This is a genomic window from Parvularcula bermudensis HTCC2503 (assembly GCF_000152825.2).
GTDB classification, from domain to species: Bacteria; Pseudomonadota; Alphaproteobacteria; order Caulobacterales; family Parvularculaceae; genus Parvularcula; species Parvularcula bermudensis.
Genome location: NC_014414.1, coordinates 2,595,346 through 2,618,877 on the forward strand (window position 1 = coordinate 2,595,346; position 23,532 = coordinate 2,618,877).

The 23,532-nt window shown below is 62.2% G+C and carries 21 protein-coding genes; 10 read left to right on the top strand and 11 right to left on the bottom strand.

Translation table 11 applies throughout. The annotated features are described in order from the left end of the window. Positions 1-9: 9 nt before the first annotated feature. The 4 genes from PB2503_RS12180 to PB2503_RS12195 all read right to left on the bottom strand — a co-directional run bounded on the left by PB2503_RS12180 (position 10) and on the right by PB2503_RS12195 (position 2,817). Complete coding sequence (locus PB2503_RS12180; protein ID WP_013301555.1) at positions 10-405, bottom strand: nuclear transport factor 2 family protein; 396 nt, start codon at positions 403-405, stop codon at positions 10-12. Positions 406-468: 63 nt separating this feature from the next. After that, positions 469-942: a J domain-containing protein gene (locus tag PB2503_RS12185; RefSeq protein ID WP_013301556.1), complete on the bottom strand. Its 474-nt coding sequence runs from the start codon at positions 940-942 to the stop codon at positions 469-471. A 63-nt stretch (positions 943-1,005) separates the two neighbouring features. Then, the gene (locus tag PB2503_RS12190) at positions 1,006-1,857 is read right to left on the bottom strand and encodes a division plane positioning ATPase MipZ (RefSeq protein ID WP_013301557.1); all 852 of its coding nucleotides are present in this window, start codon (positions 1,855-1,857) and stop codon (positions 1,006-1,008) included. 30 nt (positions 1,858-1,887) lie between these two features. Then, the gene (locus PB2503_RS12195) at positions 1,888-2,817 is read right to left on the bottom strand and encodes an SPOR domain-containing protein (protein ID WP_013301558.1); all 930 of its coding nucleotides are present in this window, start codon (positions 2,815-2,817) and stop codon (positions 1,888-1,890) included. 62 nt (positions 2,818-2,879) lie between these two features. On the opposite strand from PB2503_RS12195, the gene panC reads away from it, so the two are divergent. Next, positions 2,880-3,761 (top strand): pantoate--beta-alanine ligase, encoded by an 882-nt coding sequence (gene panC / locus PB2503_RS12200; protein WP_013301559.1) that lies wholly within the window; start codon positions 2,880-2,882, stop codon positions 3,759-3,761. A 40-nt stretch (positions 3,762-3,801) separates the two neighbouring features. Here the strand turns inward: panC and PB2503_RS12205 are convergent, their stop codons facing one another. Beyond that, positions 3,802-5,394 (bottom strand): carboxylesterase/lipase family protein, encoded by a 1,593-nt coding sequence (locus PB2503_RS12205; RefSeq protein ID WP_013301560.1) that lies wholly within the window; start codon positions 5,392-5,394, stop codon positions 3,802-3,804. 166 nt (positions 5,395-5,560) lie between these two features. Here PB2503_RS12205 and PB2503_RS12210 point away from each other — a divergent pair, with 166 nt between their 5' ends. Continuing rightward, positions 5,561-7,078 carry an NfeD family protein gene (locus PB2503_RS12210; RefSeq protein ID WP_013301561.1) on the top strand — a complete coding sequence of 506 codons (1,518 nt, stop codon included), beginning with the start codon at positions 5,561-5,563 and terminating at the stop codon, positions 7,076-7,078. A 4-nt stretch (positions 7,079-7,082) separates the two neighbouring features. Continuing rightward, complete coding sequence (locus tag PB2503_RS12215) at positions 7,083-7,835, top strand: slipin family protein (protein WP_013301562.1); 753 nt, start codon at positions 7,083-7,085, stop codon at positions 7,833-7,835. 93 nt (positions 7,836-7,928) lie between these two features. Here the strand turns inward: PB2503_RS12215 and ptsP are convergent, their stop codons facing one another. After that, positions 7,929-10,226, bottom strand: a complete 2,298-nt coding sequence (gene ptsP, locus PB2503_RS12220; protein WP_013301563.1) for a phosphoenolpyruvate--protein phosphotransferase — start codon at positions 10,224-10,226, stop codon at positions 7,929-7,931. A gap of 9 nt (positions 10,227-10,235) precedes the next feature. Then, on the bottom strand, positions 10,236-11,465 hold the full coding sequence (locus tag PB2503_RS12225) for an aspartate kinase (RefSeq protein WP_041535689.1): 1,230 nt from the start codon (positions 11,463-11,465) through the stop codon (positions 10,236-10,238). A gap of 259 nt (positions 11,466-11,724) precedes the next feature. Between PB2503_RS12225 and ubiG the strand changes: the two genes are divergently transcribed. Continuing rightward, positions 11,725-12,495: a bifunctional 2-polyprenyl-6-hydroxyphenol methylase/3-demethylubiquinol 3-O-methyltransferase UbiG gene (gene ubiG, locus PB2503_RS12230; protein ID WP_013301565.1), complete on the top strand. Its 771-nt coding sequence runs from the start codon at positions 11,725-11,727 to the stop codon at positions 12,493-12,495. 12 nt (positions 12,496-12,507) lie between these two features. Here the strand turns inward: ubiG and PB2503_RS12235 are convergent, their stop codons facing one another. Then, positions 12,508-14,667 (bottom strand): ComEC/Rec2 family competence protein, encoded by a 2,160-nt coding sequence (locus tag PB2503_RS12235; RefSeq protein ID WP_013301566.1) that lies wholly within the window; start codon positions 14,665-14,667, stop codon positions 12,508-12,510. 163 nt (positions 14,668-14,830) lie between these two features. On the opposite strand from PB2503_RS12235, the gene gltX reads away from it, so the two are divergent. The 3 genes from gltX to PB2503_RS12255 all read left to right on the top strand — a co-directional run bounded on the left by gltX (position 14,831) and on the right by PB2503_RS12255 (position 19,129). After that, positions 14,831-16,228, top strand: coding sequence for a glutamate--tRNA ligase (gltX, locus tag PB2503_RS12245; RefSeq protein WP_013301567.1), 1,398 nt, complete (start codon positions 14,831-14,833; stop codon positions 16,226-16,228). A 118-nt stretch (positions 16,229-16,346) separates the two neighbouring features. After that, positions 16,347-17,636, top strand: a complete 1,290-nt coding sequence (locus tag PB2503_RS12250; RefSeq protein ID WP_013301568.1) for a citrate synthase — start codon at positions 16,347-16,349, stop codon at positions 17,634-17,636. Positions 17,637-17,731: 95 nt separating this feature from the next. Beyond that, positions 17,732-19,129: an NAD-dependent succinate-semialdehyde dehydrogenase gene (locus tag PB2503_RS12255; protein WP_013301569.1), complete on the top strand. Its 1,398-nt coding sequence runs from the start codon at positions 17,732-17,734 to the stop codon at positions 19,127-19,129. 104 nt (positions 19,130-19,233) lie between these two features. On the opposite strand, the gene rpsI is transcribed toward PB2503_RS12255, so the two are convergent. Continuing rightward, complete coding sequence (gene rpsI, locus PB2503_RS12260; protein ID WP_013301570.1) at positions 19,234-19,743, bottom strand: 30S ribosomal protein S9; 510 nt, start codon at positions 19,741-19,743, stop codon at positions 19,234-19,236. 12 nt (positions 19,744-19,755) lie between these two features. Continuing rightward, positions 19,756-20,238 (bottom strand): 50S ribosomal protein L13, encoded by a 483-nt coding sequence (gene rplM, locus PB2503_RS12265; RefSeq protein ID WP_013301571.1) that lies wholly within the window; start codon positions 20,236-20,238, stop codon positions 19,756-19,758. A 245-nt stretch (positions 20,239-20,483) separates the two neighbouring features. Between rplM and PB2503_RS12270 the strand changes: the two genes are divergently transcribed. After that, positions 20,484-21,557, top strand: coding sequence for a PQQ-binding-like beta-propeller repeat protein (locus PB2503_RS12270; RefSeq protein WP_013301572.1), 1,074 nt, complete (start codon positions 20,484-20,486; stop codon positions 21,555-21,557). Here the strand turns inward: PB2503_RS12270 and PB2503_RS12275 are convergent. Continuing rightward, positions 21,475-22,575 carry a COX15/CtaA family protein gene (locus PB2503_RS12275; RefSeq protein WP_041535008.1) on the bottom strand — a complete coding sequence of 367 codons (1,101 nt, stop codon included), beginning with the start codon at positions 22,573-22,575 and terminating at the stop codon, positions 21,475-21,477. The genes PB2503_RS12270 and PB2503_RS12275 overlap by 83 nt on opposite strands. Positions 22,576-22,690: 115 nt before the next feature. Between PB2503_RS12275 and PB2503_RS12280 the strand changes: the two genes are divergently transcribed. Beyond that, positions 22,691-22,906 (top strand): DUF2842 domain-containing protein, encoded by a 216-nt coding sequence (locus PB2503_RS12280; RefSeq protein WP_013301574.1) that lies wholly within the window; start codon positions 22,691-22,693, stop codon positions 22,904-22,906. A 116-nt stretch (positions 22,907-23,022) separates the two neighbouring features. Further along, on the top strand, positions 23,023-23,385 hold the full coding sequence (locus tag PB2503_RS12285; protein WP_013301575.1) for a hypothetical protein: 363 nt from the start codon (positions 23,023-23,025) through the stop codon (positions 23,383-23,385). The last annotated feature ends 147 nt before the right edge of the window (positions 23,386-23,532 follow it).

Consider the following 23,532-nt stretch of genomic DNA (forward strand, 5'->3'; position numbering starts at 1 on the left):
GGCCAGGGCTCAATCAGCCGGCCCTTCGGGGCGCTCATAGAAGAACTCTTCCCGCACCACCTGGCCATCGGCGATCGTATAGATCCCGATCTCGCGCAGTTGACTGCGCGTCCCCCCCTCGCCGAAGGTCACGTCCATGGCATAGATCACGGCGATTTTGTCATCGCCGCAATGAAACGGCCCTTCGACCAACAGATCGTGCACCACAGCCATTTGCTCCCATTGATCATGTTTGGCAAGAATGGCCGCCTTTCCAGCGGTCTCGCGCCCCTTGCCATTGGGATCTGCGGCTTCGATGGAGAGACAATCGTCAGCATAGATCTCTTCGACAAGCTGCCGTGCCCACCCCTCCCGGTTGGCGCGAACCACTTTGTCAGCGAGGGAGGCGATCTGGGGGTCGAACATGGGATGTCTCCTCTAGGGTTGCGATCACTATGCCCCGAAGAGGTATCAATAGACCAGCAGCCCCTACAGTCGGTCGTCACGGACCAAACGATCCCGCGCCGCATTGATCTTCGCGGCAAGGTAACTCGATCCCCCCCGGTCAGGGTGCGCCGCTGCGATCAACCGCCGATGCGCCGCGAGAATGTCGCCCCGATCGGCACCGGGGCTGAGCCCGAGTATTGAAAGGGCCTCTCCCTCGCTCAGCTCGCCGGCCCGAGGCGCTGGTGGACGTGCGCGCGCGCCAGGGGCCCTGCCCTCGTCGAGATCCTGAAACCCCTCGCGGGTCATCCGGTCCTTCAGCCACCCAATACCAAAGAGAACCACGCCAACGGCCAACGCACCGACCCCCAGGGGCTTAAGACCGATGGCAGCCAGCGCAGCGCCAGCGGCCACGATTGCGATCAACTGAGAAAGACGACGGTCCGCCCCGCTACGGCGACCACCGGGAAGAGCGAAGACGGCTGCAATCATCGCCATGAGGAGAAAAAGGAACGCCATCTTGGCGTCCTAGCGCATTTTGTCGGCGGGGAGGAACCGGCCAAAGCCGCGTCTCCGAAGGCTTCAGGCGGCTTCCTGTTGGGCCACGTTCATCGGCAAATTGAGGGCCGCCAAGACGGTCCTGATCTCCGACTTCGCAGCCAAATGGCTCATTGAGCCGAATTTCCGTGGAGCCCCGCGTTTGCCGAGATCGAAAAGGGTCATCCCGTGCGTGAACAATTCCCGATAGATCACGCGTTCACCGAACCCTTTGACCGTCCTGAATTGCAGGCGCTCGGCCAATTCACCCAGGCGCTCGCCCACGGCAATTTTGTTCAGGGCACGGGTCGATGACAACCGGTTACGCATCACCACCCAATCAATCGAGCCCTGGATACCGGCCTGCGCGCGATGCTGGCGGGCGGACCAGACAAGTTCCGCATAGAGGCTGGGGGCCAGAATGGTGCCACTTTCCGGGTCGATCTGCGCCAGCATGTCAAAATCGACGAAGCTATCATTGAGAGGCGTCAGGATCGTATCGGCATGGGTATGGGCCAGCCGGGAGAGATGGGTGTCCGCCCCCGGCGTATCGATTACCAGAAAGTCGCAATCCGTGAATTCGAGGAGGGTCCGGGTCAGCTCATCGCCCTCAAGGTTGCGGGCGGTCATCCGGCTATCGTGCTGACTGCCCATCACCGGAAGGAATTTCGGCATGGGCAGTTCTTCTGTGGAAAGATCGTGGGCGACCCCCCACTTTGCGCGGTTCTCAAGGTACCGCCACAGGCTTTTTTGTCGAAGGTCGAGGTCGATGCAGCCGACCTTGCACCCTGCTCTCATCAGCATAACGACGAGATGCATGGCGACGGTTGTTTTTCCTGACCCACCTTTTTCGTTACCGACAACGATAACGTGGGTGCCCGGATCATGCGAGGTCATCAAGGACATCCTTTTGCCAGGGACGAGCGGCTACGACAGAGAGGATCGCGGAGTTTGCATGACGCGGCAATAGGTGTTTCGCGCCTCGAACTGGGAACACAGAGAATCGGCGGCCGCCTTATCGGCAAAGGGGCCCACGAACAGGCGAATATAGTCGCCCTTCTCCGGCAGCGTGACCCGCGCCAGAAACGGCGATACCTGCCCCAGAATGTCGCCATGCGCAGTCCGGAGTGTATCCCACCCGGCGACGGCGTTCGCCTGCTGACGATAGGAGGCCAGATGGACGGCATAGGCGCCGCCACGCGGGGAGGGGCGTGACGGTGCGGCGCTTTGCGGCGCAGAGGGCCCCGGCGGGGTCGCCTCGGCCATACGCGCGGGCGCGGACCGAACGCCCTGCCGCCCCGGCGAATAGGGAGAGACTTGGGGATCTTCATCGGCGGGATCTTCATCGGCGCGCGGCGCCGACTGTTGAGCAGAAGCCGTCCGGGGCGTCGCCTTCGCCATGACGGAGGTGGTGGCCCGACGATCGGGCGCGGGACGCGACACGATGTCGCCCGGAAGAACGGCGGTGGAAAGAGGCGCCTCGTCCTTCGTCGTCACCGCATCATTCATCCCCGTCTCGGGGGCCCCGCGCCTGGGCGGCGTCGTGGTCGTTGAGGGGCTGACAGCGGCGGATGTTGGGGGGGGAGAAGACGATAGGGTCGGCAGCGTCCGGACATTCGCCGCCGCCGTCCGCTCCAGACCGGCGAGGCGATTAACCGGCTGCCGGGGAATGGCGCTGCCGGGTTTGGGAATTCGCAACGCCCCGGCCTCACCGCTGGACGCCGCATAAAGCTCGGTGGGCAGCTCTCCTTCGGCGCCGCGATCATCGGCGATCGCCCGCGCGGGCGGCGCGGCGGGAGGCGCCGAGCAGGCGGTCATCAACAGCGCAGAAAGGGCAGCGCCCGAAAAGACTTTCATGGACACAGTCGTTAACCTTTTTGGTTAGCAAAATGTTAACTCGACCCATCGGAGGGCGGACTATGCCATCAAATCAGGACCTTGCCGTCGCCAACGATTGCGTAGAACTTGAGGCGATTCTCCGCCCATGTCGGCAGGGGAATCGTAAAGTCGCCCTGGTGCCGACCATGGGCGCCCTCCATGAGGGCCACTTATCCCTCGTGAGGTTAGCGAAAGAGCATGCCGACACTGTCGTTGTGAGCATCTTCGTCAATCCCAAACAATTCGGCCCGAACGAGGATCTCGGTCGTTACCCCCGTTCCCTCGAAAGCGACCTTGAGGCGTTGAGATCCGTGGACGCCGATATCGCCTATGTGCCCGCCGCCGAGGAGATCTATCCACCGGGATTCGCGACCGCCGTCACCGTTGACCACCTCACCGACTGCCTCGATGGCGCCTCACGCGGGCCCGGCTATTTCACCGGCATCGCGACCGTGGTCCTCAAACTCCTGAACCGTGTACGTCCGACCATCGCGATCTTCGGCGAGAAGGACTATCAGCAGCTTCTCGTCATCAGCCGGATGGTCGAGGATCTCGACTTGGGCATCGATATTCTGGGAGCTCCCATCGCCCGGGCATCGGATGGCCTCGCCCTCTCATCGCGCAATCGCTACCTATCGCCCCAAGAGCGCGACCTGGCGGCCCTCTTGCCGCAGGTCATGCAGGAGACGATCGTCGCCCTTTGCCAAGGCGCCGACGCCGAGACTGCGCTCAGCGCCGCGATCGAGCGCTTGACCGCGGCGGGGCTGGCCCCGGTGGACTATCTTGAATGCCGCCATGTCCCCGACCTTGCGCCCCTCACGGGCCCGATCGAGCAATTCCCCCCGGGCAAGGTGCGCCTGTTCGCCGCCGTCATGCTATCGGGCACCCGGCTTATCGATAATATGCCCGTGATTCTCCGCTGATCTCGTCTCGAATTGCCGCCCCCACGCGCAGCTGATGCGGTCAGTAGCCGAGCGCGTGCCAAAAATCACAGCGGTGCCGGAGCGCGAATTGCTGGGCGTCGCCCGTCACCTCCGGGGAAAGCCATTGCGGATCGCCGCCGTCAAATGCCGGCCATTCCGTCCCCGGCGCCCCCGTATAGGCGAACCGGCCCCAATGGGCCTGCATCCGATCCGCCAACGCCCATTGCTCATCCGTAAAGGAGGCAGGAGAGGCCAACGCCCAGGGACGTTGGAACACATAGGCAATCTCCGCGGCGTGATAGCTGCCGATGGGCGGGGCAAACGGGGCCCGCGGAATGCGCGAGGGCGCATTGGGGTCGTTGAATTCGTAGGCATAAAATGCGGCCTGCGCCCCGATCAATCGGTGGAGGGTCAACACCGGGCAGGCAAAATGGGAGTCGGTCAAAATCGCCGCATAGGCTTCGGCATAGGAGCGCTCGGCCAGATCTTCATAGGCGGCCAAGACCTGATCGCCGAATTGCGAGGGCATCATCCGTCGCACACGGCGCTCATATCCGCCACGGGTTTTGAGCGCCCAGCTATAGCTGAGAATGTTCGAGAACAGACGCCCTTCGTTCAAATTGTTGCCCATCAGGATCGGGAGATCGGGCTTCTGCTCGGCAAAAAGCACCTCGGGCGGCGCGGGCAGGACATCTCCCCCCGTCATTGGCGCATATGCATCCTGGCCTACATGGCCGCGGCGCCAGCTTTGGGCGCGAACCAGGCGCCCGGGCGATAACGCGCGCAGACAATCGGCGGCCGTTGCCGGCGCCCCGCAGCCTAGATCCGCCGCCATTTGGAGGCCCCCTGCCTCCGCATCGGCCTGGGGCACGGTCGTATCGGGATGGGTGCAACTGCCGCTTTGGATAATCGCCGCATCGAACAGGGCACGGCTTTCCGGCACCGCCACATGGCTGCACACGCTGAGGGCCCCTGCTGACTCACCGAATAATGTCACCCGCCCGGGATCACCGCCGAAAGCGGCAATATTTTCCTGCACCCACGCCAGCGCCGCCTGCTGATCGAGGAGACCATACGCCCCCTCCCCCGGGCCGCGCAGAGCGGGATGCGCCAGGAACCCAAGGGCCCCAAGGCGATAATTCGGCGCCACGACCACGACATTCTGCTCCCGCGCCAAGTCGCTAGGATCATATTGGCTGGCCGTCCCCCGCAAGAGCCCGCCGCCATGAATCCACACCATGACCGGCAGGGAGGTGCCCGCAACGGCGCCGTTCGGCGCATAGACGTTGAGATTGAGGCAATCTTCCGATGTCGGCCCCGGGCTTGGCATATTGGAGAAACAGGCGGGGCCGATCGCCGTCGCATCCCGCACGCCCTCCCATGGCGGGGGCGGCTGCGGTGGGCGGAACCGCGCATCGCCCACAGGAGGCGCCGCATAGGGGATGCCCAGAAACGCGATGGAGTCGGGGGTCTTTAGCCCCCGCAGGCGCCCGTCCTTTATCGTAACCAGGATCGGTTCCGCCGACTTCGCGGTGACCAGATGCGGCACCCGTCCCGGCAGGGTGTCACAGCCTGCTCCGATGAGGCCCATCAAGGCCAAGAGAGCACCGGCCCCCCAATTCCGTACACCCATTACTCAACTCCACTCGGATCGTCGCCGTCCCGCCACCCGGCCTCCAGTCATCATTCAGATCGCCCCCCGCGCCAGCGACGGTCCGCCCCACCCGTTAGATGCCAAAGCCCGATTGCCGCGCCGGGCAGGATGGCTTACCACAACCGGGTGGGTTGGGAAATTGTGAATGGTGGGTCGACGTCAACATCTGTGGGTCGCTTCGCTGATCGCGGGCATAGTCTCTTTGTTGCTCGGCATCGCGGTCGATGCGGTCGGCCAGCCCCCCTCTCGTCAAGCGACCTTGCTGACCTTGAAGGGGCCTGTGACCCCCGCCGTCGCCGGGTATTTGGTGCGGGAAATGGAAGAAGCGTCCGACCGCGCCGACCCGCTGACCATCATCGAAATCGACACCCCTGGCGGGTTGGTGACGTCGATGAAATCAATCATCAAAGGGATCCTTGCCTCGGAAACCCCGGTCGTGACCTTCGTGTCGCCTCAAGGGGCCCAGTCGGCGAGTGCAGGCCTCTACATTATGTATGCGGCGCATCTCTCCGCCATGGCCCCGGCCACCAATACAGGATCCGCCACCCCCATCGACTTTGGCGGGGGCAGTCCCCTCGATCCCGGCATGGAGGATCCGGCCGCCCCGCTGCCCGGCTCAGGTGACGAGACTGCCGAAGGGGCGGATCCGGCCAAGGACACAGCCCCCCCCGATCTCTCCAATGAGGCCTCCTTGCGCGGCAAAATCATCGAGGACTCCGTGGCGTATATCCGCTCGCTTGCCGAGCTGCGGGGCCGCAATGCCGACTGGGCGGAGAAAGCCGTTCGCCCCCCCTCGACCAGTGCCACCGCCCAGGAGGCTCTGGCCCTTGGCGTTATCGATCTTGTGGCGGACGATCTCGACGATCTACTGCGTCAGCTTGATGGGCGCACGGTCGAGACGGTGGCGGGACCGACCACACTCGACACCGGCACCCTGGCCCTTAGCCGTAAGGAGCCGACGGTCTTTGAACGTATTCTCTCCTTTGTCGCCGACCCGAATGTTGCCGCCATTTTACTGAGTATCGGGACGGCGGGGATAATCGCCGAGATATGGAATCCCGGCGCAATCTTCCCCGGAACGCTCGGCTTTTTGTCCCTTTTGCTCGCCCTCTATGCGTTTCAGATCCTGCCCTATAACGAACTCTTCGCGGTGATCATGGCCCTGGGGGCGTTCCTCGTCGTCGTGGAAATGTTCACCCCCACCTTTGGCTTGGCGGGGGCTGCCGGTATCACCCTCTTTGCGGTGGGTCTGTGGTTCCTTTTCCCCGAAGAGCTTCGGATCGCCCCCGGCATTTTGGTCGGCGCCGTAGGGGGCGTCGTACTCATCCTCGGCGCTGCCTTTTTCGCGATCACCGCGTCCCGCAGCCATGGCCCGCTCATCGGGGGTGAAGCCATCCGAAAGCGGTCTGGCCGAGTCGACGAATGGGACATCGAAAGCGGTGAGGGCTTCGTCATCGTCGACGGCGAGCGTTGGCGCGCCCGATCAAAGGATCCTCTCGCCGAAGGCGATGCCATCAAAGTGGCTGAAATCGATGGGATCGTTCTGGTCGTCCGTCGCGCCGTGAGCCCGAAGGATCGCCAAACCAGCCGGCTCGGTGGGCGACGCCGTCGCGGGTCCCCCCCCTCCTCCCCCCCGTCGCCCTCTGATCTTGTCCAAAGGTAAGTCTATGGCCTCTCTCTCTTTTATCATTCCGATCATTGTCGTGGCCTTTATCGTTCTTCAGGCCACGATCAAAATCCTGCAGGAATATGAGCGGGGGGTGGTCTTCACCCTCGGCCGGGTCAGCCGAAAAGGCGCGGGTCCTGGCCTGATCTTCCTGATCCCCGGCATCCAAACCCTGCGCAAAGTCGATATGCGGACCCTAGTTGCCGATGTGCCGCCCCAGGACGTGATCTCCCGTGACAACGTCTCCGTGAATGTGAACGCCGTGATCTATTATCGGGTGATCGATGCCGTTCGCGCGATGGTCCAGGTCGAGAACTTTAAGGAAGCCACGAGCCAGTTGGCGCAAACGACCCTCCGCTCCGTTCTCGGGAAGCACGATCTCGACGAGATGCTGCAGGAGCGCGACCAGCTCAACAAAGACATTCAGAAGATTCTGGATGAGCAAACCGAAGCCTGGGGCATCAAGGTCGCGAATGTTGAGATCAAGCGCGTGGATGTCGACGGCTCGATGATCCGCGCGATTGCGCGCCAGGCCGAGGCCGAACGGGAACGGCGTGCCAAGGTCATCCTTGCCGAAGGGGAATTGCAAGCCGCGGCCAAATTACGAGAAGCCGCCGCCGTGCTGTCGGCCGAGCCGCAATCCATGCAGCTTCGCTACCTCAATACGCTCCAGGAAATCGCCTCGGACAAAACCAATACGATCGTCTTCCCCTTCTCCCCCGAAGACATCGGCAAAATGCTCGGAAAGAGCTAGAGCCGGTTCCCGCTTCGCGTCAAAAAGGCTCTAGGCCTCCTCCTGCAGGGGGAGGCTAGGCTGCTGGGGTCGGCATCAGCGCCTTCTCCCCCTTCAGCGTTTGACAGGCAGGACAACGCCTTGGGTTACAGCCCACTCACGCAGGGCCGTGCGCAGATCGCCGTCCTGCTCTTCGGCGAGGAGCCTTTGCATCTCTGCTTGGAGCGCGGCGAATTCGACCGACCGGATTGTTGCGCGCAAAGGGCCGATCGCCGTTGCCGCAACGGAAAGCCGTGCCACACCGATCGCGATCAGCGCCAATGCCATCAGGGGATCCGTGGCCTGCTCCCCGCAAAATCCGACGGTTTTCCCGGCCCGCTTCGCCTCGTCGATAGTCCGGGCCAGGAATGAAATAAATCCGTGGGACAAGGGGTCGTAGCGCAGGCTGACGCGATCATTCTCCCGATCCGCGGCGAAGAAGAATTGCGCAAGATCGTTCCCGCCAATCGATAGAAAATCGCACACCTCGGCCAAACTGCGGATGTTCCACGCCGCCGATGGGATCTCGATCATCGCCCCAACGGCGATCGGCGGGGGGGGACCGACATGTTTCCGGTGACGATCGACTTCTTTCTCGATCAACCCCTTAGCCTCGAGGAATTCTTCCTTGGTGGTGACCAGGGGCAACAGCATATTGAGCTTCCGCCCCCGCGCCGCCGCGAGGAGAGCTCTGATCTGCGTTCTGAGGAACCCGTTCCGATCAAGGGCAACCCTCAGACCGCGCCACCCCATAGCGGGGTTCGGCTCCCGCGGGCCCGACATATAGCCCGCCCGCTTATCCGACCCGATATCGGCGGTACGGAAGATCACTTCCCGCTTTCCGACCGTCTCCAGAACCTGACGGTAAAAGGCTTCCTGGGCCGCCGCGGTGGGCAAGGCCCCGCCCAGGAGGAACTGAAATTCGGTTCTGAACAACCCCACGGCCGAGGCGCCGGTTTGGGAAAGATGCCCAAGGTCGAACAACAGTCCCGCATTCATTTGCAGTTCGACCGTCACACCATCCTTGGTGACAACCGGCGCATCGCGATCTTCCCAATACTGAGCCAATGTTCGGCTACGTAATTGGTCTTTTTCCGCAAACGCATCGAGAACATCCTCCCCCGGACGAAGATGAACCTCTCCTGACTCACCATCGATAAGGACAAGATCCCCCGACACCGCCTGGTCGACGAGATCGGGCACCGACGACACCATGGGCACTTGGAGAGATCGGGCGATGATCGCAGCATGGCTCGATGTCGCACCGTCCGCCAGGACCACCCCCCTCAGATGGGGAGAGTTCAGTTCAAGCAGTTCCGCCGGACCGAGAGAAGTCGCGACCAGGATCGAATCGACTTCGAGCTTTTGCGGCCCTTTCTCCCCGGACAATTGACGCAAAAGACGTCGGGCCAGGTCATCAAGGTCGTGAACCCGTTCCCGCAAATAGGGGTCGGACAATTGCCGCAGTCTTTGACCGTTTTCGGCCCGCACCTGCTCGACGGCAGACTCGGCAGTGATGCCGGCCGTCACTTTTTCCATCATCTTCTGTACCCAGCCTTTATCATAGGCAAGAAGACGAAAGACTTCGAGGATTTCTCTAGAACTGGTGGCAAGATCCCCACCGCCGTCACGAACCATATCGTCGACGGTCTTTCGCACCGCCGCGATCGCATCTTCTAAACGCTCGGTTTCCGAAGCGACGTCGACCGCAAAGGTCGCATGGGGAGCGATCTCCGGCTCTTGCCGGAAAACAACCCCCTTGCCGATCCCCGGTACAATGGGATGACCGATTTCATGCGCCGGGCGGGTCAGAACCGCTTCGACATCCTCGCGATCCTGCTCATCCAGCAATTCCCCCGTCGCCACCACTTCGGCAAGGATGGTCGCCACGGTCTGGGCCACCTCAAGCTCCTCTTCCGCAAAGACTCGCTTCGAGCGGTTCTGAATAACCAGAACCCCCAATACCTGACCGGAGCGGGTAATCGGCACACCGAGAAAGGCGTTGAGGCCGTCCTCACCGGTCTCCGCCCGATAGGCAAAGGCGTGGTGAGAACGGGCGTCGCTGGTCTGCACGGGGGTCTTGCTGTTGGCGACATAGCCGACAAGCCCCTCGTCCACGGCCAGACGGGTATGGTGGATTGCGTCGGATCGCAGCCCCTCGGTGGCGAATAATTCAAGGGTATCGTCACTACGCCGGACATAGATGGAGCAGACATCCCCCACCATATTCGCCGCGATCGCCGTCGCCAGCCTATCAAGCCTGGCTTGGGCGGATGTCTCCGTCGCCATGATATCCCGAATACGCCGCAGTAAGGCGCGCGGGGCCGAGCGCGGTCGCGGAATATATCCGGTTTCTGGCGGTGATCCGCTCACATTACATCCTTAGGCGCTAGATTGTCTCAGTCCGAATGAATCGTGGAGCGCCCGAACGGCCAGCTCCGTATATTCAGAAGAGACCAAGACGCTGATCTTGATCTCGGAGGTTGAGATGTTGAGGATATTGATCCCTCGCGAACTCAAGGTCTCGAACATCTGGGCGGCAACGCCCGATCGATCGTTCATCCCGACACCAATGATCGACACTTTTGCCACATTCTGGTCGGCCAGGATCTCCGTATATCCAATATCGCTCTTTCGTTCTGCGAGAACGGATTGCGCAATGGAGAGGTCTTGCTCCTTCAGGGTGAAGGACAAGTTGACCGAGGCGCTGTCGCGCGACTGGCTCTGGATGATCATGTCGATATTGACCTTCGCCGCCGCAAGCGCGGTAAAGATCATCGCGGACACGCCCGGCTTATCGGGAACGCCAAGAAGGTCGACACGGGCTTCGGAGCGGCTCGGGACCACGGCGGAGACGACCCGCCGTTCCATAATTTCCTGTTCAGACATAATCTGTGTAAAAACCTTACTTTCTCCGGGTTCACCCAGACTCGACAAGACGCGAAGGGGGACCCCGTACCGCATGGCCAAGCCGACACTGCGCGTTTGCAGCACCTTTGCGCCAAGGGACGCCATTTCGAGCATTTCCTCATACGAAATTTGATCGAGACGGCGTGCGGAAGGGACGATCCGAGGATCGGAGGTGTAGACCCCATCGACATCGGTATAGATGTCGCACCTGCCGGCATTCAGTGCAATGGCAAGGGCCACTGCGCTGGTATCCGATCCCCCGCGGCCGAGGGTCGTAATCCGCCCCTCCTCATCGATCCCTTGAAACCCCGCGACGACGGCCACCTCCCCCGCCTCCAGGCTGTCGCCAAGGCTGGACGTGTCGATCTCGTGGATCGTCGCCGCGCCGTGACGGGCATCTGTTTGGAAGGGAAGTTGCCACCCCAGCCAACTGCGGGCCGCAATGCCGTGGCGCTGGAGCACGAGCGAGAGGAGCCCGGCGGTCACCTGCTCCCCCGTCGACACCACGGTATCGTACTCGGCCATTCGGGCGGCCTTGTTCCCAAAGGCACTCGTCGCAAGATCGACAAGTCGGTCGGTCTCCCCCGCCATGGCCGAGACATTGACGCAGACCTTATACCCCGCAGCGCGGCCCGCCATCACGTGACGGGCCACCCGCTCGATCCGGTCGATCGACTTCACGGATGTTCCCCCGAACTTCATGACAAGCCGGTCGTCCCGGCGGGTGGTCAGGGCCGCAGCAGCGGAGGCCTCCTCGCGCAAATCGTCGCTCCCATCCTCGGTTGGCGTTGAATCGAAGCGCTAAACCATGGATCACAAGGGCCGTAAATGGCCGACCCGGCCAGGATGCCATAAGAGACAGAGTCCGAAACGATTTTTATTCGCCGTGTCAGGCAGTTAGACCCAATACCAACGATTTTGCCTCGGCCTTGGGGCGGTCGACCTTTGGATGGAGAGCACGATGACCCAATCCCGTACGATCGACGATCAAGAAGTCGAAAAATTCGCGGCGATGGCCGAGGAGTGGTGGGACCCGTTCGGCAAATTCAAACCGCTACACAAATTCAACCCCGTGCGCCTCGCCGCCTTGAGGGATCGCCTATGCGCTCATTTCGGCCGTGACCGCTTCCAAAAGCGTCCCCTTGAGGGCCTTCGTCTCCTCGATATTGGGTGTGGTGGCGGTCTGGTCTCCGAACCAATGGCCCGTCTGGGCGCCGAGGTCGTAGGGATCGATCCGGCGGACCGAAATATCAAGATCGCCGAAGCCCACCGCCGGGAAAGCGGTGTGAATGTCGACTATCGCACGGTGACGGTTGAAAGGTTGGTCGCGGAGAAGGAGCCACCTTTTGATATCGTGCTCAGCCTTGAGGCTGTCGAGCATGTCGCCGACCCCGCCTATTTCCTCTCGCAAGGGGCCGCGCTTGTGCGGCCAGGGGGGCTGATGGCCGTGGCAACGCTCAATCGGACGCTCAAATCGCTTTTGACCGCGAAGATCGCCGCGGAGTATATTTTGCGGTGGCTGCCGGCCGGGACGCATGACCCCCGTAAGTTTCTCAAACCCGCTGAAATCGCCGGTCCCCTTCGCCAAGCCGGGCTGACGGTCACGGAAGAAGTGGGGTTCAGCTACAATCCGCTCTTCGACTCATGGCGGGAAAGTGACGACCTTGAGGTCAATTATTTGGTCGTCGCTCATCGGCCGGAGGCCGCCGATCCCCCCGCCTCGCGTTCCTAGGACACCCAGGGCCTAGGGCACCCAGGGGCGATCCCCCCGAACCGCCTTAACGCTGGTCATCCGCCAGCCTTGGGGCCCGCCGACGGATGACCCTGACCGGGCAGGCAGGAGGGCGACAGGTCCCAGCGCCTCAAGGCGGGCCGCCGTCAGCAAGACGGCGTCGCACCCATCGGTGATCCGTTCGGTCCGCCAAAGGGGAAGGATGACAATATCGTCGGTCCGGCAGGCCTGACCTGCGGCCTCCAACGACCGGACAAGGCTGATCCGCGGGCCGGCCGTACGGAGGACGCAAATAGGGGCCGCCGGAGGGCAGTCGAGCCGCCGCAGCGCCGTGCCCTTTGGCAGGCCATAGACCGCCCGCCATTGATCGAGACTGAACCGGGCTCGACGACGGCTGAGCACGGCCACCTCGCCATCCTCGTCCCGGATCGCCAGGTTCCCGGCCCCATCGGCGATCATGGCAATCGGGGGCACGGCCGAGGCCGCCCCGGCCAGCCCCAAAGCGATCAGCCCAAGACCGCCCCAGCGCCACGCCGCGCGCAACAGGCAAAGGGCAAGTCCCCCGGCGAGCACCGTGGCGAAGGCCCATGGCGGCCATTGGGCCACCGCGATAACCGCCCCCTCCCACCCTGCGATCCAGGTCGCAATCGACAGGATCGCCTCAAGGCCGAAGCCGGTGATCGGCCAAACGAGGCCATCGGCGCCGAAGGGCATCAGCGCAAGCCCCAGGACCAGACCCGGCATAATCAATAGGCTGAATATTGGCATAACGATAAGGTTGGCCAATAGTCCGTATGCCGCAACTTGATTGAAGTGATAGATCGCCATGGGGGCGGTCGCGAGCCCCGCGACCAGACTGGTCACCATAAGGCCAAGGACGAAACGGCGGACCCGTCCAGCTATCGTCACTGCCGGGCGCAATCGGCCTTCCAGCGCGGTATAGGTGGCGACGAGCGCCGTCACCGCCGCAAAGGACATCTGAAATCCGGCCCCAAGGATCATGTCCGGCCGCCACGCCACAATGACGATGGCTGCAACGGCAACCGTTCTGAGCGATACGGCTCGCCGATCGAGGAGGACAGCCAGAAACCCAATACTGGCCATGATGAAGGCGCGCTGCGCGGAGATCGGTCCGCCAGATAGCGCAAGATAGATAATGCCCGCCCCGCAGGCGGCGAGGGCGGCAGGCTTTTTCATCGGCCACCGCGCGGCAAGGGGCGGGATCGCCGCCAAGGCCGTCCGTAGGACAACGAACACGGTCCCGCAGACGAGCCCCATATGCAGGCCTGAAATCGCGAGGAGATGCGCCAATCCCGTATGGCGCAACGCATCGACAATCGGCGGCGGAAGAGCGGACCGGTCCCCGGTGACAAGGGCGATCGTCACCGCCCCGGCGGGTCCGGGCAGGGCGTCGGCAATCCGCTCGGCAATCCGTTGTCGCAATCCCTGAAGCCAAGCGGCCGATCCCAGCGTCGGGGTCGCCTCGGTGACAAGGCGGGGCTCGGCCATCAAAAAACCGACGCCCCCGATCCCCTCGAAATAGAGGTGGCGGCCGTAATCATACCCGCCTGGGACCGCGGGGCCCGGCGGCGGCATCAATTGGCCGAACAGGGACAGGGTCGCCCCGGGACTTGCCGCGATGGGGTCCCCCCGCCAGGTGACGCGGACCAGCCGCGGCAAGCTGTCAGACGGCAGGACACCGATGGCGGTCGGTGCGATGGTAAGGCGTTGGTCGCTCGGCCGGTTTTCGAGGGCGACAAGCGCCCCCGTGAGGGGCCCAGGCCCCCAGGGGCGCGCCAGAAGAGGCGTTTCGGCACGATCGGTCCGCCAGTCGGCAAGGGCACTTCCCAAGGCCATGAGGGTCGCCGCCCAGGCCAGCCACGCCAGGCGATCACGACCGCCGCGCCTCACCATGACCGCGCCGACAGCCCCCAGGCCTGCGATCAGCAGGGGGAGGACCGAGGGGGGCTCTTGGGGTCGCGTGAAATAGATTGCCGCCCCCGCCATGAGGAAGAGCGGGGCGAAGATCAACAACCGGCCGCTTTCCGCCGCAGCCCATTCGCCAAGTCGCCGACGGACCGAAAGAAGATCCGCGGCGAGACGGTCCGTCGCCTTGGGCAAAGGCCCAAGGACCCCGCCTCGCCCATAGCGTTTATCGAGGGTCAATGACATCAGGCCCGATCTTGGCGGATCTCATGGCCGACTGCACCCGTCCCGGTGTCGTCCTCAGCGGATCGCGCCTTTTGCCGAGTCTCGTCCCCCCTCCCTTGGCAGCGTCGCTCTGGCCCTCTATCCCCGCCCGACACGTCCGCAAAAGCTTCCCGAAGGAACGCGAATGGCTTCACCTCAGAAGATCGTGACGAGATTTGCGCCCTCCCCCACGGGGTACCTCCATATTGGCGGGGCGCGGACCGCGCTCTTCAACTGGCTGTTCGCCAAGGGGGCTCACGCCGCCGCGGGGTCGCAATTTTTGCTACGGATCGAGGATACCGACAGAGCGCGTCACAATGAGGCAGCGGTCGCGGCGATCACCGAGGGGCTGTCCTGGCTAGGCCTTGACTGGGACGGTGAGGTGATCAGTCAATTCGCCCGCGCCGACCGTCATGCGGCGATTGCCCATCGCCTTCTCGACGAAGGGAAAGCCTATAAATGCTGGTTGGCCGGTGAGGCGCTCGATCAGGCCAGAGCAGCGGCGCGGGCGCAGAATGCCCGCTTCACCAGCCCTTGGCGCGACCGCGATGACGAGGGCGAGGGGCCCTATTCGGTGCGGCTGAAGCTCCCCCTTGAGGGCGATACCGTCATCGACGATGCCGTCCAGGGGGAGGTCCGGTTTCCCAACACGGCCCTTGATGACATGGTCATTCTGCGATCCGACGGGACACCGACCTATATGCTCGCCGTGGTGGTCGATGACCATGATATGGACGTCACCCACATCATCCGGGGCGATGATCACCTCATCAATGCCGCACGGCAATTCCACCTTTATGAAGCGGCGGGGTGGCCGGTGCCGGTCTTCGCCCATATCCCGCTGATCCACGGGCTCGACGGCAAAAAATTGTCAAAGCGCCATGGGGCGCTCGGAATCGAGAGCTATCGTGAAGATGGCTTTTTGCCCGAAGGATTGCGCAACGCGCTATTGCGCCTCGGCTGGTCCCACGGCGATGCGGAGATCATTTCGACCGAAGAAGCGCTGAAATGGTTCGGCCTTGAGGGGATCGGCAAGGCGCCGGCGCGCCTCGATCCCGATCGTTTTCGATCAATCAACGGCGCCCATCTTCAAAAAATGGCGCCCGATGCCTTTCTGGCGGCAGCCCTGCCCTTTCTGCCCGTACAGCCCAGCCCAGGCCAAAAAGCCCGGCTCACGCGCGGGGCCGCCGCCCTGCAAGAGCGTTGTCAGCTCCTCACCGATATCGCCGAAGCGGCGGCCTATCTATTGATCGAGCGACCGATTACCCCCTCGGGGAAAGCGGCAAAGCCCCTCAAGCAGGAGACGGCCCCCGACGTGCTCAAGGCCGCCCACCATCGCCTCAATGGCCTTGAGGCGTGGACGGCCGCCGCCTTGGACACGACGCTGAAGGCCCTCGCCGAGGATTTATCATTGTCGTTCGGAAAAGTAGGCCCGCCCCTCCGAGTCGCGGTAGCAGGGGGGCTTCCCTCCCCCGATCTTGGCCTCACCCTTGAGGCCATCGGTCGGGAAGAGACCTTGGCCCGCCTTGCCGACCGTCTATGAAGGTTTATTGTTGCACTGCCCCTAGTCATAGCGGGTCATACTGCGTTTTTTCGCCCTTTGGGTACCGACCGTGGGACAATGGCCGCAGGGCCCCCCTGCCTCTAACCGGAGTGATGATATGAAAAGCACACTTAACCAGACGGGAACAGCGACGCTCGACGGCAAAGAGTTCCCCGTCTACTCCCCCACCCACGGCAATGATGTCATCGACATCCGGGCCCTGGGCAAGGAAACCGGCAAGTTCACCTTCGACCCCGGTTATACGTCCACCGCCTCCTGCGAGAGCAAGATCACCTTTATCGATGGTGATGAAGGGATCCTCCTTTACCGCGGATTTCCCATCGACGAGCTGGCCGAGCAGTCGGATTTCATCGAAACCGCCTATTTGCTTTTGCACGGCGAATTGCCGTCCATGTCGGAGCTGAAAAACTTTCGGAGCAACATCACCTATCACACGATGGTGCATGAGCACTTCAAGGGCTTCATGGACGGGTTCCGCCGTGACGCCCACCCCATGGCCGTGATGTGCGGGGCCGTCGGTGCCCTCTCCGCTTTCTATCACGACTCAACCGATATATCGAACCCGGACCATCGGGAGATTTCCACCCACCGGATGATCGCCAAGATGCCGACCATCGCGGCGATGGCCTATAAGTACAATATCGGCCAACCGTTCATTCATCCTCTGAACGATCTTCACTATACAGAAAATTTCCTGCGCATGTGCTTTGCCGTGCCCGCGGAAGAATGGAAGATCAATAAGGTCTGTGCCGGAGCGCTCGATAAGATCTTCATCCTGCACATGGATCACGAGCAGAATGCCTCGACCTCGACGGTGCGCCTGGCCGGCAGCTCGGGGGCGAACCCCTTCGCCGCTATCGCGGCCGGGATCGCCTGCCTTTGGGGGCCGGCCCATGGCGGCGCCAACGAGGCCGCCCTCCGTATGCTGATGCAAATCGGGACTGTCGATAAGATCCCCGAATATATCGCGCGGGCGAAAGACAAGTCCGACCCCTTCCGGCTTATGGGCTTCGGCCACCGCGTCTATAAAAATTTCGACCCCCGCGCGAAGGTCATGAAAAAGGCCTGCCATGAGGTTCTCGAGGCCCTCGACATCAAGGACCCCCTGTTCGACGTGGCGAAAGAACTTGAGCGGATTGCCCTTGAGGACGAATATTTCGTCGAGAAGAAGCTTTATCCGAATATCGACTTCTATTCCGGCATCACCCTCCGGGCTCTTGGGTTCCCGACGGAGATGTTCACCGCCCTCTTCGCCCTTGCCCGCACGGTGGGCTGGATCGCGCAATGGTCGGAGATGCTTGAAGATCCGAACCAGAAAATCGGCCGCCCCCGGCAGATCTATACCGGTGCGGCAAAACGAAGCTTCGTTCCCCTCGCCCAGCGCTAAGCGATCATGCCAACGGCTCGCCCCCAAAGCTGAGGGCGAGCCGGAACACGAAAGACGTCTCGGGGTTCCCTCTCTACGCTAGAGGAAATCCCGATATGTCCACCGACACCATTCAAACGATCAATCCCGCCACGGGAATGTCCCTTGAGACATATCCGATGATGACGGATGAAGAGGCCCGTTCCGTGGTCGACAAATGCCATCGGGCTTTCGTCGAATGGCGGGAGACCTCCTTCAACCATCGCGGCCGGATCCTGCGATCGATCGGCCAAGCCTTACAGGACCATAAAGACGAGCTCGCTGAGTTGATGAGCCGTGAGATGGGCAAATGCCTCGCCCATTCCCATGCCGAAATCGATCTTTGTACGGGCATTTGTGAATACACCGCCGAACACGGCGCCTCCTTCCTGAGGGAGGAGCGCCGCGACCTTGAGGTGGGCGCCGAGGGATATGTCGTCCATGCCCCGATCGGCGTGGTCTATGGCATCCAGCCGTGGAATTTTCCGGCCTATCAGGTCGTCCGTTATTCCATCGCCAATTTGATGACCGGCAATGGCGTCCTTCTCAAACATGCTGAAATCGTGACCGGGTCGGCCTTGTTGCTTGAGAAAATTTATCGCGAGGGCGGCTTGCCCGATAATCTCTTCCGGGTCCTCCTTATTTCTCACGACCAGTCGGATGACATCATCGCAAACGATCAGGTCCGCGGTGTCACCTTTACGGGCAGTCCCAATGGCGGACGCCATGTGGCGGGGGAAGCGGCAAAGCACCTGAAGAAATCCGTGATGGAACTGGGGTCCAACGATGCGTTCATCGTTCTGGCCGATGCCGATCTCGACTTGGCGGTCAGGGCCTCTGTGACCGGACGGACCTTCAATAATGGCGAGACCTGCGTGGCCGCCAAACGCTTCATCGTCGTCGACGAGCTCTATGACGAATTCGAGGCGCGGTTCATCGAGGCCATGTCGGCGTTGACGCTTGGGGATCCGATGGCGGAGGAAACGGACATCGGCCCAATGGCGCGGGAAGACCTCCGGGACACCCTCCATCAGCAGGTCGAGAAAAGTGTGGCGAACGGCGCCCGTCTCGCCCTTGGCGGCCAGATGCCCGAAGGCGACGGATTTTTCTATCCGGCAACGGTCCTGGCCGATGTGGTCCCCGGCCAACCCGCCTATGGAGAGGAATTCTTCGGCCCCGTGGCGTCGCTCATCAGGGCGAAGGATACAGACGATGCCATGCGCATTGCGAATGACAGCCGTTTCGGCCTGGGGGGCGGGATCTTCAGCACCGATACGGACGAAGCAAAGCGCCTCGCCGCCGAGCATTTCGATACCGGCATGGTCTTCATCAACGGCTATGGCGTGGCCCAACCGAACATGCCCTTCGGCGGCGTGAAGGATTCTGGCTATGGCCGGGAGCATGGGGGCACCGGCGTGAGGGAATTCGCCAACGAGAAAGCCATCTTTGTGATGAATGGCGCGATCCTCGGCTGAGATCGCGGCGAGGAAGGCGCGCGTGTGCCTCCCCTACTGTGGCTCTCCAAAAAAACCCCGCGCGCCCAAAGGGCGGCGGGGCATGACAGTCAAGAGCGAACCCGTCAGCGCTTAGAGAATTGGAAGCTCCGGCGGGCTTTCGCCTTACCATATTTCTTCCGTTCCACTGCCCGACTATCACGGGTCAGGAAGCCGCCTTTTTTCAACACAGGTCTGAGGCCCGGCTCGTAATAGGTCAGCGCCTTGGCCAGGCCGTGGCGAACCGCCCCGGCTTGCCCGGAGGGGCCTGACCCCTTGACGGTGCAGATCACGTCAAACTGGTCCATCCGCTCCGCCGCTTCGAGGGGCTGTTTAAGGACCATTTGCAGCACAGGCCGTCCGAAATAATCGGCGATGTCACGATTATTGACCGTGATCTTACCGCTGCCCGGCTTGATCCACACCCGCGCAATCGCCGTTTTCCGCCGACCGGTCGCATAGGAGCGACCATATTGGTCGATCTTCGGCGCCACCGGGGCGAAGGCATCCTCGCCGGAATCCGTCGTCGCCTCGGTCTCTGCAGCGGTGCCTTGGAGGTCCTTGAGGGCGTCGAGTCCTTGGGAAGTGTCGCTCATCTTTATCCTGCCTTAACCGCGGGGGGTATTTTTGGAGTTGAGGGCCGCCACATCGAGGGGCGTCGGCTGTTGGGCGTCATGGGGATGATCGGGCCCGGCATAGACATGAAGGTGGGTCATCTGACGGCGCGCCAGGGGGGAGTCCTTCGGCATCATCCGCTCCACCGCCTTATACAGCACCCGCTCGGGGAAACGTCCTTCAAGGACCTTGTCCGCCGTGCGGGACTTGATCCCGCCGGGATAGCCGGTGTGCCAATAATAGGTCTGCTGCGTGCGCTTGCGGCCGGTGAACGCCACCTTTTCGGCATTGACGACGATCACATGGTCGCCGTCATCGACATGGGGGGTGTAGGTGGGCAAGTGCTTGCCGCGCAGGCGCATGGCGATCAGGGATGCCAGCCGACCGACAACGAGATTTTCCGCATCGATCACCACCCACTTCTTATCCACATCCGCGGGCTTGGTCTGATATGTCTTCGAGGCCTCGGTCTGCATGGCCGCCTCTTCTCCTTCTGCGGGGCCGGCCCCGCCTAATCATGAAAATCGAGCGAAGCGTCACTCCGCAAGGCGCTGCGTATTTGCCACCCTCGCGATAATGTCAAGCATGCCTAAAATCGACGAGACAAAACAGCGACTTAAAACTGTGGTATCAATATACCACATAACGCGCGTCTCACCTCTAGCTCCCTGATTTCGCTTTGCTAAAGACCGTTGCAGTGGGACAGCAAAAGGGACTCACCATGCTCAAAAAAATGACCCTCCTGAGCCTTTTTGTGGGACTTTGCGCCTGTGGCGGGCAGAAAGAGGACCAGAGCGCCGAGGCCCCTGCTGCCCCGGCGACGGAAGACAGCGCCCCCGCCGCGGCTGCGGGGGACGGCCCCCTCCCCCTTTCGGCAACCGACGTCCTTGGCGGGTTCGAGGGCACGGTCACAGGCCTCGCCCTGTCCCGGAACCCCGATAGCGTTCTCGACAGCGCCGTGATCGTGGGCAATGGGGCGGCCGGCCTTGCCCTGGTGCCGACATCGCAAACACGCAATGCGACCATGATCGATTTCGGCGGCGCCGTGGCGGCGGCGACGGCAACGCAGAGCGAGGGGGGCCCGCTGATCGTCGTCGAGCGCGCCGACGGTCGGGTAAGTTTCCGAACTTTCGGCGCCAACCGCGACAGTCTGCAAGAGATCGCCGCCCTTGAACCCGGCGCCCTGGCTGGGCGCCCGCGCGCCCTGTGCGCCCTTGAGGATCATGTCTTCAGGATCGATGCCGATGGTGGGGTCACCGTTATTTCCGCCCGAACGGGCGCCGAAGGCCCAAGCTTTGAGACGACCGTCATCAGGACCGATCCGGCGCTCGATTGCACGGCGGCCGGGGATCGGATCTACGTTTTGAAACGCGACGGCCGGATCGCCGCGTTTAATCCCGATGGCACGGTGCTGATCGCGAATGTCGCCGATCTGCCCGGCACCAACCGAATCGCCGCCATGCCCCTGACCGAGGGGGCGCCCGTCATCTTCGCCGTGCTCGACGATGGGACCGTCAGAACGGGCGAGACGGTCTTTCGCCTCAAGGTGGCAGGTCAGCCGGTGGCGGTCGACCGCCTAGCCTTCGGTCGCGGCAATTTCGGCGCGGTCTATCGCAATGGGGTTGCCGCCATCGTGACCTCGTCCCAGGGGCTCGTGGTTCTCTCCTGGCTTGCGCTCGCCGACCAGCTGTCCCTCGCCGAAGACACGCGCCCTATGCCGCCGTCGACATCGTCGGAGATGTCGGCACCGGTGACGATTGAGGTGCCCGATCTCGCCCTGCCCACGCAGGATTAACCCGGTACCACGCCGTAAGGACGAGGCCGAAGAGGCAGAGAGCGGCCAATTGGTGCAACAGCCCAAGGGCCATGGGGACCGCCATGACCACCGTCCAAATCCCCAGGCCCATCTGGAGGACAATGCCCGCCAGGATCAGCGCGCTCCAGCGACGCAAGGACGAGTGTTCTCGCCAAACCGCCACGAGGAGCCAAATCGCAACTCCCGTTAGCACATAGGCCAATAAGCGGTGATTGAATTGGACGGCGGCAATGGAGTTCACCGTATCCCCAAAATCCGGCGATCCGACAAAATAGCCACGGGGAAAAACCTCACCATCCATGAGGGGCCAAGTATTATAGGTCTTCCCCGCCCGCAGCCCCGCGACGAAAGCGCCGAAGATGATCTGTAAAAAGACTCCGCCCATCAGGACGGAGAGCCCCACCCGGACAGGACGCGGCGCCGCGATCGGCTGAAGCGCCCCCCAAAGGGAGAGGGCCTGCAACAATGTCAGGCCGAAAAGGAGGAAAGCGGTGGCAAGATGCAAGGCCAACCGAAAATGGCTGACATCGACCCGATCCGAAAGGCCGCTCGCCACCATGAACCACCCGATGGCGCCTTGAAGGCCGACAAGGGCGAAAAGGCCCCAAAGACGCCACCGCAGCGGACCTGACACCGTCCCCCGCAGTGACCACCAAAGGAGCGGCAGGGCCACATAAAGCCCGATGAAGCGCCCCAAATTCCGGTGTCCCCATTCCCACCAGAAAATTTCTTCGAACTGGGCCAGGGTCATCCCCGCATTGACCAGCGTATATTCGGGGATCTGCTTGTATTTTTCGAATAGGTCCTGCCAACCGGCCTCGGAGAGGGGCGGCAGCGCCCCCATAATTGGATCCCATTCGGTAATCGACAGCCCCGAATCCGTGAGGCGCGTGGCACCGCCCACCGTGACCATCAGGGCGATGAGGGCGCACAGGCCGAACAGCCATCCAGCGATCAGCCGAGGGCGAGGCGTTTGGGGGGACAAGCTCTCAGTCATGGAGGGGTCTATAAGCCTCTGGGCCAAACTTGCCAGCGCGACCCCACGCCGCGTTGGCGACATTGTGCCCGTCGGCATGTCTTTCTAGACATCTGGATAGGAGACCTCCCCTCGCATGACCCCCAGCACCAAGAAATTGATCCTGATCCTGTCCTTCCCGGTTTTTCTCGTCCTTTATATCGGGATTGTCTTGGCCATCGCCGATCGCCTGCCAGATCATTGGGCGATCGATCTTGTCTATTATATTCTCGTTGGGACGGTCTGGGCCTTCCCGCTGAAGCCGGTTCTCCTTTGGGCCAATCGCCCCGTCCCCGACCCGGAGCGATCCTGAGATTGAGGTTCTGTACATCGCGGCTTTCGGCGCTGACGGCTTGTGCCTTAATTTTGCCCTATTGCGCGCCCCGGCGATCTGGTTAACTGACCACGATCGAAATCGGGGGGGGCCTGATGTTTTTCGAAATCGTCAATGATCTGGTGACCGCTGTCCGAGGCGTTGTCGAACCACCGGTGTCGCTGACCCTCTTGGCGCTGATGTCAGCCGTTGCCCTTATCCAGGGGCTGACCATGAACAGCCTCTTCGCCCTTTGGGGGAAAGCCGGTCAGGGTCTGATATTTCTCGCTCTTTCTTGGTTTGCGATCATGGGTCTTGCTTCATCGGCGCGATTCTCCGTCGATCATTGGAATGAGTTGGGCATCACCGCCTGGAACACCCTCTTGGCGCAATCGATAGAAGACATGCTGGGACTTTATCTTGTCCTTGCGATCCTTATTCTGGCGGTTTGGGGCGTGAAGGCCTTGGTTAACCGCTGACCTATAGGCTACACGCATTCGCACGTGCACACGGAAAGAGATTGTTCAATTTGTGTCGGTCGGTTAACACTTGCCTGCGTGCACCGTGAGCGCCGAAGGGGAGAGCATTTCTGCGTATCCGCCTTCACTGCTCGATAGGGGATCTTG

What these genes read in the sequence shown, in the direction of transcription:
- PB2503_RS12180 (WP_013301555.1), bottom strand. Translation starts at nt 405, where the DNA reads ATGTTCGACCCCCAGATCGCCTCCCTCGCTGACAAAGTGGTTCGCGCC.
- PB2503_RS12185 (WP_013301556.1), bottom strand. Translation starts at nt 942, where the DNA reads ATGGCGTTCCTTTTTCTCCTCATGGCGATGATTGCAGCCGTCTTCGCT.
- PB2503_RS12190 (WP_013301557.1), bottom strand. Translation starts at nt 1,857, where the DNA reads ATGACCTCGCATGATCCGGGCACCCACGTTATCGTTGTCGGTAACGAA.
- PB2503_RS12195 (WP_013301558.1), bottom strand. Translation starts at nt 2,817, where the DNA reads ATGAAAGTCTTTTCGGGCGCTGCCCTTTCTGCGCTGTTGATGACCGCC.
- panC (WP_013301559.1), top strand. Translation starts at nt 2,880, where the DNA reads ATGCCATCAAATCAGGACCTTGCCGTCGCCAACGATTGCGTAGAACTT.
- PB2503_RS12205 (WP_013301560.1), bottom strand. Translation starts at nt 5,394, where the DNA reads ATGGGTGTACGGAATTGGGGGGCCGGTGCTCTCTTGGCCTTGATGGGC.
- PB2503_RS12210 (WP_013301561.1), top strand. Translation starts at nt 5,561, where the DNA reads ATGGTGGGTCGACGTCAACATCTGTGGGTCGCTTCGCTGATCGCGGGC.
- PB2503_RS12215 (WP_013301562.1), top strand. Translation starts at nt 7,083, where the DNA reads ATGGCCTCTCTCTCTTTTATCATTCCGATCATTGTCGTGGCCTTTATC.
- PB2503_RS12225 (WP_041535689.1), bottom strand. Translation starts at nt 11,465, where the DNA reads ATGAAGTTCGGGGGAACATCCGTGAAGTCGATCGACCGGATCGAGCGG.
- ubiG (WP_013301565.1), top strand. Translation starts at nt 11,725, where the DNA reads ATGACCCAATCCCGTACGATCGACGATCAAGAAGTCGAAAAATTCGCG.
- PB2503_RS12235 (WP_013301566.1), bottom strand. Translation starts at nt 14,667, where the DNA reads ATGTCATTGACCCTCGATAAACGCTATGGGCGAGGCGGGGTCCTTGGG.
- gltX (WP_013301567.1), top strand. Translation starts at nt 14,831, where the DNA reads ATGGCTTCACCTCAGAAGATCGTGACGAGATTTGCGCCCTCCCCCACG.
- PB2503_RS12250 (WP_013301568.1), top strand. Translation starts at nt 16,347, where the DNA reads ATGAAAAGCACACTTAACCAGACGGGAACAGCGACGCTCGACGGCAAA.
- PB2503_RS12255 (WP_013301569.1), top strand. Translation starts at nt 17,732, where the DNA reads ATGTCCACCGACACCATTCAAACGATCAATCCCGCCACGGGAATGTCC.
- rpsI (WP_013301570.1), bottom strand. Translation starts at nt 19,743, where the DNA reads ATGAGCGACACTTCCCAAGGACTCGACGCCCTCAAGGACCTCCAAGGC.
- rplM (WP_013301571.1), bottom strand. Translation starts at nt 20,238, where the DNA reads ATGCAGACCGAGGCCTCGAAGACATATCAGACCAAGCCCGCGGATGTG.
- PB2503_RS12270 (WP_013301572.1), top strand. Translation starts at nt 20,484, where the DNA reads ATGCTCAAAAAAATGACCCTCCTGAGCCTTTTTGTGGGACTTTGCGCC.
- PB2503_RS12275 (WP_041535008.1), bottom strand. Translation starts at nt 22,575, where the DNA reads ATGACTGAGAGCTTGTCCCCCCAAACGCCTCGCCCTCGGCTGATCGCT.
- PB2503_RS12280 (WP_013301574.1), top strand. Translation starts at nt 22,691, where the DNA reads ATGACCCCCAGCACCAAGAAATTGATCCTGATCCTGTCCTTCCCGGTT.
- PB2503_RS12285 (WP_013301575.1), top strand. Translation starts at nt 23,023, where the DNA reads ATGTTTTTCGAAATCGTCAATGATCTGGTGACCGCTGTCCGAGGCGTT.